At 61.8% G+C, this 9,380-nt stretch carries 7 protein-coding genes; 4 read left to right on the top strand and 3 right to left on the bottom strand.

Annotated elements, in window-relative coordinates; all coding sequences use genetic code 11:
• The 3 genes from ACIQ2A_RS24310 to ACIQ2A_RS24300 form a co-directional block, all read right to left on the bottom strand.
• Positions 1-649 (bottom strand): ABC transporter substrate-binding protein (locus ACIQ2A_RS24310; RefSeq protein WP_398484323.1); only part of this gene is annotated, 649 nt, incomplete at its 3' end.
• Between the two features lie 149 nt (positions 650-798).
• Positions 799-1,722, bottom strand: coding sequence for a response regulator (locus ACIQ2A_RS24305; RefSeq protein ID WP_398484321.1), 924 nt, complete (start codon positions 1,720-1,722; stop codon positions 799-801).
• Positions 1,712-5,083 carry an ATP-binding protein gene (locus tag ACIQ2A_RS24300; RefSeq protein ID WP_398484318.1) on the bottom strand — a complete coding sequence of 1,124 codons (3,372 nt, stop codon included), beginning with the start codon at positions 5,081-5,083 and terminating at the stop codon, positions 1,712-1,714. The genes ACIQ2A_RS24305 and ACIQ2A_RS24300 overlap by 11 nt, the downstream gene beginning before the upstream one ends.
• Positions 5,084-5,242: 159 nt before the next feature.
• Between ACIQ2A_RS24300 and urtA the strand changes: the two genes are divergently transcribed.
• The 4 genes from urtA to ACIQ2A_RS24280 form a co-directional block, all read left to right on the top strand.
• A complete protein-coding gene (gene urtA, locus ACIQ2A_RS24295) occupies positions 5,243-6,502 on the top strand; it encodes an urea ABC transporter substrate-binding protein (RefSeq protein ID WP_398484316.1) in 1,260 nt (419 codons plus the stop codon).
• Positions 6,503-6,695: 193 nt separating this feature from the next.
• Positions 6,696-7,622 carry an urea ABC transporter permease subunit UrtB gene (gene urtB, locus ACIQ2A_RS24290; RefSeq protein WP_398484314.1) on the top strand — a complete coding sequence of 309 codons (927 nt, stop codon included), beginning with the start codon at positions 6,696-6,698 and terminating at the stop codon, positions 7,620-7,622.
• A gap of 28 nt (positions 7,623-7,650) precedes the next feature.
• A complete protein-coding gene (gene urtC / locus ACIQ2A_RS24285) occupies positions 7,651-8,796 on the top strand; it encodes an urea ABC transporter permease subunit UrtC (protein WP_398484311.1) in 1,146 nt (381 codons plus the stop codon).
• Positions 8,797-8,808: 12 nt separating this feature from the next.
• Positions 8,809-9,380: ABC transporter ATP-binding protein (locus ACIQ2A_RS24280; RefSeq protein WP_398484309.1), on the top strand; the 572-nt coding region annotated here is incomplete at its 3' end.

The raw sequence follows: 9,380 nt of genomic DNA, 5'->3' as shown, positions 1-9,380 counted from the left end.
TATTGGCGTTGCGTAGCCCACGCCCGGTGAAGCCATAGATGCCGTTCGCGGTGTCGTTGAGCTTCTCGGCGGCGGCGACCATCTCGTCCATGGTCTTCGGCACACTGATGTTCTTCTTCGCGAACATCTCCTTGTTGTAATAGAGGATGAAGTAGTCCACCGACCACGGCAGCGAATGCATCACGCCCTTGTCGTTCTGGGCGAATTCGCGGCCGCCGGCGGAGAAATCGTCCACCGTCAGATCCGGTGCGGTAAGGGTCGGGTCCTTCATGAAGCCCGAAATATCGGCGAGCCAGCCGGCCTTCTCGAACTGCCGCTTCTGCACGTGATAGCTGAGATGGACCACGTCGAAGGACGGCTTGCCCGAGGTGAGCTCGATCACGGCCTTCTGGCGCTGCTGCTGCTCGGGGATCAGCTCGGATTCGACCTTGATTCCGGTGAGGGCGGTAAATTCGGCAGCGTGCTTCTGCAGCAATTCGCCGCGCGGGCCTTTGATCAGATTGGCTTCAATGGTGGTGCCCGCATATTTCTTCCAGTTCGGCTCGGCGAAAGCGGGTGTGGAGATGCCGAGTGATCCGAGCGCAGGCAGCGCGCTGGTGGCGAGCGCGCCCTTGAGCAGGGCACGACGAGACGGGCCTTGGCTGGCCATGGTTCTTCCTCCCTCGAGCCGCCTTGACCGGCGGTGATTTTATGGTCGCTCCCCGTGAACCGGAGATGCGCCTGAAGGGAAGCGTAACATGCTGAGGGGAGGTGGCAAGGTGGGCGCGTCAGTTGTCAGACAAGTTGTCGCGTGGCCAATTATTGCCTTCGCTGCGTTGCATTCACCGCCACAGCCGCCGCTGCGGTGCGGTTCTCGACGCCGAGTTTGGCGTAGATCTGCTCCAGATGCTTGTCGACTGTCCGGGGCGACAGGCCAAGGATCTGCGCGATGTCGCGGTTGCTTTTGCCCTTGCTGAGCCAGGACAGTACCTCGCCTTCGCGGGTGGTGAGGCCGAGCTCCTTGCTGAATTCGGAGGGCACGGCGGTGCCGGTGTCCTTGGCGAGGCGCAGCAGCAATTCATCGGGACCGGCCTTGCCCATATAGTTCAGGCGCAGCAGCTCGTTATTCGTGAAAGGTGCTGACGGCACCGCTTTCGCGCCGGGCTTTTGCATCTGCTCCAGCCATTGCAGCAACGTGGATGGCAATAGCAGCGTATCGTCGATGCCGGCGATCAGGTGGTCGCTCAGCAGCTTTTGCGCCTGTGGCGTTGCCCACAGCACTTCGCCGCGCTGGTTGACGGCGAGGAGGAAGCGGCCTGAGACATCGAGGGCTGCGCGGGCGCTTTGCGTCAGGCGGGCATTGGCGAGATGAACGCGGATGCGGGCCAGCATCTCTTCGATGACGATGGGCTTGGTGACGTAATCGACACCGCCGGCTTCGAGACCGCGGACGATATGGGCGGTCTCAGAGAGGCCGGTCATGAAGATCACAGGGACATCGGCGAGGCCGGTGTCACGTTTGAGACGGCGGCAGGTCTCGAATCCGTCGATGCCGGGCATCACGGCATCGAGCAGGATGATATCTGGCGTGATCTGCTCGACGATGCGCATGGCACCGGCACCATCGAGTGCGACCATGACCGTCATACCGGCGCTATCGAGGGCATCGGTCAGGAGCCGCAGCGTCTCGGGGCTGTCGTCCACCACGAGGGCGACGTCGCGTTTTTTCGAGTCAGCTGTCATGGGTCTGCAACGTCTTCAATGTGGTCATGTACTGATCGAGGTCGAAGCGATCGACCAGCATGCGCATCTGCGCGACGAAGGCGGCGTGTTCGGGATGCTCGGCGCCGACGGCATCGAGTTTCATCTGGATGGCGCGGATATGTCCCATGCCGCCGAGGCGGATGAGTTCGTCGATATGCCGGCCCGGTGGCGCCGTGTCGCCCGGTGTCCATTGCGGGGCGTGCGTCTCGTCGTCGGGCTCGTAGCGCCATTCGAGTTTGAGGAGCTGGCCGATCATCTCCAGCAGCCGCGTCAGCTCGATGGGCTTCATCAGATAGCCGTCATGGAATGGCTGCGCGAGCGGCGCGCCATGGGCTTCGAGCGCACTTGCCGAGACCATCAGGATGCGGGCCTGGTGATGACCGGTGGCGCGCAGCGTCTCGGCCACCGTCCAGCCATCCATGCCGGCCATGGAGATATCGAGCAGGAACATATCGGGGCGGCAGTGTTGCGCGAGGCTGAGGCAGGCCGGGCCATCCGGCGCACTGAGCAGGATGAAGCCGAGCGGAGTGAGCACCTGGCGCAGCAGATCGCGCTGGGTCGGATCGTCGTCGGTGATCAGAATGGTTTTGCGCGGCCCGTGATAGCCGAGGATCGGCGCTTCGATCGGTGCGGTGCGGGTGGGATTGTTGACTTCCGACAGCAGCATTTTCACGCGGAAGGTGGCGCCTTGGCCGACTTCGCTGAGGACGCGGATATCGCCGCCCATCACGCCGGCGAGCAGTTTCGAGATCGTGAGCCCGAGACCCGTGCCGCTATGCGGCTGGGCGGCGCCGAGGGCGCCACGCTCGAACGGTGCGAAAATGCGATCGAGATCGTCGGCGCGGATGCCGGGGCCGGTATCGATGATCTCGAATTCGGCCACCGGGCTGCGATAATGGATCACGAACTGGACGCTGCCTTCCAGCGTGAACTTGATGGCGTTGGACAGGAGGTTGATCAGGATCTGCCGCAGACGCTTTTCGTCGGCATAGACGACGGCGGGCAGCACCGGCGGGCGGCGGAAGATGAATTCGATGCCCTTGGCTGCGGCCTGCAGGCGGAACATGCCGACGAGCTGATCGAGGAAATCGGTGAGGCGGACCTCGTCGCGTGACAGATAGAGGCGACCGGCCTCGATCTTGGAAATATCGAGAATGCCGTCGATCAGGCCGGATAGGTGATCGGCGCTGCGCTTGACGACGCGGACCTGTTCGCGCGGGCGTATGTCGAGACTGTCGTCCTGTTCGAGCAGTTGCGCATAGCCGGATATGGCGTTGAGCGGCGAGCGGAGTTCATGGCTGAGACCGACCACATAGCGGCTCTTGGCGAGATTGGCGGATTCGGCCACTTCCTTGGCGCGCTGCAATTCGGCATCGGTGCGCTTGTGGGCGTCGATTTCCTGCATCAGCAGCGTGGTCTGCCGCTTGGTCTCGGCTTCCGCGGCACGCCGGCTCTGCTTGGCGAGTACGAACAGCCATGCGATCACGCCGATGATGATGGCGAGTGCAAAGAACACCTTCCACAGCACGTCGGAGACGGTGGTGCTTTCCGTCGGCAGCGTCGCTGATGTCTGCAGATAGATCAGCGCCAGGGTCAGTCCGACGAGGCCAGACGCCATGACGAACACGCCGAGATAATGGCCGAGCTGCGAATTGAGGCGGGCAAGGATCGGCTCCGGCAGCAGTTTGCCAAGTGTCGTGGACATCTGCGCATCGATGCGTGCATGCGGTTTGCACAGGTCGTGACAGCGCGCATCGAGCGAGCAGCACAGCGAACAGATCGGCCCGGCATAAGCGGGGCAATGCGCCATGTCTTCGGGCTCGAAACTGTGCTCGCAGATACAGCACTGGATCACCGCCATGTTCTGCCAGGCGCGCTTCGGCTTGCGGGCGATATAGTATCGGCCATTGGTGGCGAAAGCGATGACGGGGGCCGTGACGAGCGCGGTCACGAGCGCCACGAAGGGCGACAGCGCCTTGGCAGTCGGGCCGAACAGACCATAGAAGGCACTGATGGACATCAGCGTGGCGGCCAGCATGGCGCCGACGCCGACCGGATTGATGTCGTAGAGATGGGCGCGCTTGAACTCCATGTGTTTTGGCCGCAGCCCGAGCGGCTTGTTGATGATGAGATCGGCCACGAGTGCGCCGACCCATGCGATGGCGACATTGGAATAGAGCGCCAGCGTCTGCTCCAGCGCCTTGTAGACGCCGATCTCCATCAGCAGCAGAGCGACCAGCACATTGAACACCAGCCAGACCACGCGGCCGGGATGGTTGTGTGTCAGGCGGGAGAAGAAGTTCGACCAGGCGATCGAGCCGGCATAGGCATTGGTGACGTTGATCTTGAGCTGCGACAGGATGACGAAGATGCCGGTCAGCGCCAGCGCGAGATCGGGATGCGACAGCACATAGCGGAACGCTTCCAGATACATGTAAGCGGGCTCGGCCGCGTGTTCCTTGCTCACGCCATGGGTGAGGGCGAAATAGGCCAGGAAAGATCCGGCGAGCAGCTTGATGGCGCCGACCACGATCCAGCCGGGCCCGGCGCAGAGCAAAGCGATCCACCACGAGGCTTTGGACCGGCCACGGTCGCGCGGCAGGAAGCGCAGGAAGTCGACCTGTTCACCGATCTGCGCCACCAGCGAGAACATCACCGACGCCGCCGTGCCGAACAGCAGCAGATCGAGATGGCCTGCGGGGTCGCCGTGATCGCCGGGAAACTTGATCCAGTCGGCAAAGCTGTCGCGGCTGGCATAGGCAATGGCGATGAAGGGCAGCAAATTGAGCACGATCCAGACCGGCTGGGTCCAGAGCTGGAAGCGGCTGATCAGCGTGATGCCATGGGTGACCAGCGGGATGATCACGACGGCCGAGATCAGATAGCCGATCGGGCGGGGGATGCCGAAACACATCTCCAGCGCCACGGCCATGATCACCGCCTCGATGGCGAAGAAAATGAAGGTGAAGGACGCATAGATCAGGGAAGTGATGGTCGAACCGATATAGCCGAAGCCGGCGCCGCGGGTGAGGAGATCGATATCGATGCCGTATTTCGCGGCATGATAGGCGATCGGCAATCCGCAGCAGAAGATGATGACGCTGACAACGAGGATCGCGGCGGCGGCATTGGTGACGCCGTAATTGATGGTGATGGTGCCGCCGATGGCTTCCAGCGCGAGGAACGAGATCGCGCCCAGGGCCGTGTTCGCTACGCGGGCGGAAGACCAGCGGCGCGCGCTCTTCGCGGTGAAGCGGAGGGCGTAGTCCTCAAGGGTCTGGTTGGCGACCCATTGATTGTACTGGCGCCTGACACGGTCGATCCGCTGCCGCCCCGCCACTCCTCACTCCTGACCCAACGTAACTACGCATATTTGCGTGATAGCAAAATCTACGTCGGCATTTTGCGGTGCAGTATACGCAATCCTGCGTATCCGGGTAGCGCTGAAGTTCAGCAACACTTGCCTCACCAATAAGCGTTCCAAACCAGTGGGGAAGTGATGTCAGACGAGAAAAAAACAGGCTTGCACTCGCCTTTGCGGCGAAAATTGCTGATGGGCATGGCCGCGCTGCCGGCCATCTCGATGCTCCCGCGCACATCTTTTGCGCAGGCACCCGCCACTGCGGCGATCAACACCACCGGTCTCGCGGTCACCGATACCGAAGTCACGGTCGGCATCCTGCATTCCGTCACCGGCACGATGGCGATCTCGGAAACCGGTTCCGTGCAGGCCGAGAAGCTTGCCATCGAGCAGATTAACGCCATGGGCGGTGTGCTTGGTCGCAAGATCAAGTTCATCCAGGAAGACGGCGCCTCGGACTGGCCGACCTTCGCCGAAAAGGCCAAGAAGCTGCTGGTCAACGACAAGGTCGCGGCCATTATGGGCTGCTGGACCTCGGCCTCGCGCAAGGCCGTTCTGCCGGTCATGGAGCAGTATAACGGCATGCTCTACTACCCGACCTTCTATGAAGGCCTCGAGCAGTCGAAGAACGTGATCTATACCGGCCAGGAAGCCACCCAGCAGATCCTCGCCGGCCTCGACTGGGTCGCCAAGGAGAAGAAGGGCAAGAGCTTCTATCTGATCGGCTCGGACTACATCTGGCCGCGCACCTCGATGAAGATCGCGCGCAAGCATATCGAGGGCAAGCTCGGCGGCAAGGTGTCCGGCGAAGAATACTTCCCGCTCGGTCACACCCAGTTCAACTCGGTGATCAATAAGATCAAGCTCACCAAGCCCGACGTGATCTATGCGGCCGTGGTCGGCGGCTCGAACGTCGCCTTCTACAAGCAGCTCAAGGCGGCCGGCATCGATCTGTCGAAGCAGACCATGCTGACCATCTCGGTCACCGAGGACGAGATCGACGGCATCGGTGGTGAGAACATCGCAGGCGCCTATGCCTGCATGAAGTACTTCCAGTCGCTGGATAATCCGAACAACAAGGAATTCGTCGCCGCCTTCAAGAAGATGTGGGGCGAGAAGACCGTGATCGGAGACGTCACCCAGGCTGCCTATCTCGGCCCGTGGCTGTGGAAGATGACGGTCGAGAAGGCCGGTTCGTTCGATGTGGACAAGATCGCGGCGGCCTCGGCCGGCATCGAATTCACCAAGGCGCCCGAGGGCTACGTCAAGATCCATCCGAACCATCATCTGTGGTCAAAGGCCCGCGTCGGTCAGGCGCAGCTCGATGGCCAGTTCAAGGTGGTGTTCGAGACGCCCGAGCTGATCGAGCCGGATCCGTTCCCGAAGGGATATCAGTGACGCTCGGCCGTAGGGCGGATGAGGCGAAGCCGTCATCCGCCGGTCGAATTCAACGCTGACGCGGCGGATGACGCTTCGCTCATCCGCCCTACGCAAGCCTCTCCCTGGCGCGGACGACCTATCCGCGCGTCAAGACCCTGCGTCGCGTGTTCACACGCGGCGCGGGACCTTTCCCTGACGGAGGACGGATTAGATGTTCGGCGACTATTCGATTGGTGACCTCGGCGCCATTTTTGCTATGCAAGGCTTTGCCGGACTGATCCTGTTCTCGGTTTACGTTCTGATGGCGCTCGGTCTTGCCATCATTTTTGGCCAGATGGGCGTCATCAACATGGCCCATGGCGAGTTCATGATCCTTGGCGCCTACGTCACCTGGATGACGTCGAGTTTCTTCCAGGCCAATCTGCCGTCGCTGTTTTCCGGCTATTTCTTCGTCGCCATGATCCTTGCCTTCATCGCCTCCGGTGCGCTGGGGATGCTGGTGGAGTGGGCGCTGATACGGCATCTCTACAAGCGCCCGCTGGATACGCTGCTCGCCACCTGGGGTCTCAGCCTGATCCTGCAGCAGGCCTATCGTTCGGTTTTCGGTGCGCGTGAAGTCGGCGTCGAGCTGCCGCAATGGATGATGGGCTCCAAGCAGGTCACCGATACGATCGAAGTGCCGATCAACGGCATCTTCGTGATGTGCCTGACGCTGGCGATCACCATGGTCGTCGCCTGGATCATGTTCAAGTCGCGCTGGGGGCGCCAGGTGCGTGCCGTGGTGCAGAACCGCGTGATGGCCGGCGCCGTCGGCATCAATACCGAAAAGGTCGATCGCTACACATTCGGCCTCGGCTGCGGCATCGCCGGAATCGCGGGCTCGGCCTTCACGATGATCGGCTCGACCGGGCCGACCTCCGGGCAGCTCTACATCGTCGACACGTTTCTGGTCGTGGTGTTCGGCGGCGCGGCGAGCCTGTTTGGCACCATCGCTTCAGCCTTCACCATCTCCCAGGCGCAATCGACCATGGAATTCTTCATGTCCGGCTCCATGGCCAAGGTGCTCACGCTGCTCACCATCGTGGCGATCCTGATGATCCGGCCGCAGGGCCTGTTCGCCCTCAAGGTCCGCAAGTAAGCGCGCATAGAAAGAGCAGGGCGATACCATGATCAATTCACGTTTCTTCAACCGGTCGGAGCTTCTCGGCTTTCTGTCGCTTGCGCTGCTGCTGGTGGTGATCCTGCCGCTCTGCCTCGATATTTTCCGACTCAATCTGGTGGCCAAATATCTCACCTATGCCTTCGTCGCCATCGGCCTGGTGATGTGCTGGGGTTATGGCGGCATCCTCAGTCTGGGGCAGGGCGTCTTCTTCGGCCTCGGCGGCTATTGCATGGCGATGTTCCTGAAGCTCGAAGCGTCCAGCGTCGCCAATACCAAGATCCAGTCCACTCCCGGCATCCCGGATTTCATGGACTGGAACCAGATCACATCGCTGCCGCTGTTCTGGAAGCCCTTTCATTCGCTGACGCTCACCATCATCGCGATCTTCGTCGTGCCGGCCTTTCTCGCTTTCATCATCGGCGCCGCCATGTTCAAGCGCCGCGTCGGCGGCGTCTATTTCGCCATCATCACCCAGGCGATCGCCGCCATCGCCACCATCCTGATCATCGGCCAGCAGGGTTACACCGGCGGCATCAACGGCATGACAGATCTTCGCACGCTGCTCGGCTGGGACATCCGCACCGACAGCGCCAAATTCATCCTCTACTTCTTCGAAGTCGCGATGCTGTTCGCTTGCATCATCACGGCCCAGTTCATCCGCCTGACCAAGCTCGGCCGCATCCTGGTGGCGATGCGCGAGCAGGAGGACCGTGTCCGCTTCTCCGGCTACAGTGTCGCGAACTTCAAGATCTTTGCCTTCTGCATGGCCGCCATCTTCGCCGCCATCGGCGGCGCGATGTTCACGCTGCAGATCGGCTTCATGTCGCCGTCCTTCGTCGGCATCGTGCCGTCCATCGAGATGGTGATCTACACGGCCGTCGGTGGCCGCTCGTCAATCTTCGGCGCTGTCTATGGCGCGCTGCTGGTGAATTTCGCCAAGACCAGCCTCTCGGAATCCTTCCCGCAGATGTGGCTGTTCGGTCTCGGCGGTCTGTTCATCGCGGTGGTGCTGTTCTTCCCGAACGGACTGTCCGGCATCTGGCGCGACCATGTGCAGCGTCACGTGGACCGGCTGTTCGCCATGCGCTCGTCGAAATCCAGGAAAGCATTCGCCAGCAAGTCCGTCGCCGACGGCGCACTGGCCGAGTAGGGGGACACGCACATGCTCGTCGGACATCAGCCCAAGGACTTTCTGCTCGCGGTCGAGGGGCTCACCGTCTCCTTCGACGGTTTCAAGGCGGTCAATGATCTCTCCTTCTATGTGGAGGAGAACGAGATCCGCGTCATCATCGGCCCCAATGGCGCCGGCAAGACCACGGTGCTCGACCTGATCTGCGGCAAGACAAAGGCGACGTCGGGCTCGGTGCAGTTTCGCGGCACCGAGCTGCTGAAGCTGAAGGAGAACGAGATCGTGCAGGCCGGCGTCGGCCGCAAGTTCCAGACGCCCTCGGTTTATGACGACCTGACGGTGTTCGAGAATCTGGAGATCTCCTATCCGCGCGGCCGCGGCGTGTTCGGCTCGCTGATGTTCAAGCGCGACGCCGCCGTGAAGGATCGCGTCGAGGAGGTCGCCGAGATGATCTTCCTCAAGGATCGGCTGAACATGTATGCGGAGTTCTTGAGCCACGGCCAGAAGCAGTGGCTGGAGATCGGCATGCTGCTGATCCAGGACCCGGACTTGCTCATGCTCGACGAGCCCGTGGCCGGCATGAGCGTCAGCGAGCGCATCAAGAC

This window comes from Tardiphaga sp., assembly GCF_044336785.1.
Taxonomy (GTDB): domain Bacteria; phylum Pseudomonadota; class Alphaproteobacteria; order Rhizobiales; family Xanthobacteraceae; genus Tardiphaga.
This window is presented reverse-complemented; position numbering and strand designations above follow the sequence as displayed.

What these genes read in the sequence shown, in the direction of transcription:
- ACIQ2A_RS24305 (WP_398484321.1), bottom strand. Translation starts at nt 1,722, where the DNA reads ATGACAGCTGACTCGAAAAAACGCGACGTCGCCCTCGTGGTGGACGAC.
- urtA (WP_398484316.1), top strand. Translation starts at nt 5,243, where the DNA reads ATGTCAGACGAGAAAAAAACAGGCTTGCACTCGCCTTTGCGGCGAAAA.
- urtB (WP_398484314.1), top strand. Translation starts at nt 6,696, where the DNA reads ATGTTCGGCGACTATTCGATTGGTGACCTCGGCGCCATTTTTGCTATG.
- urtC (WP_398484311.1), top strand. Translation starts at nt 7,651, where the DNA reads ATGATCAATTCACGTTTCTTCAACCGGTCGGAGCTTCTCGGCTTTCTG.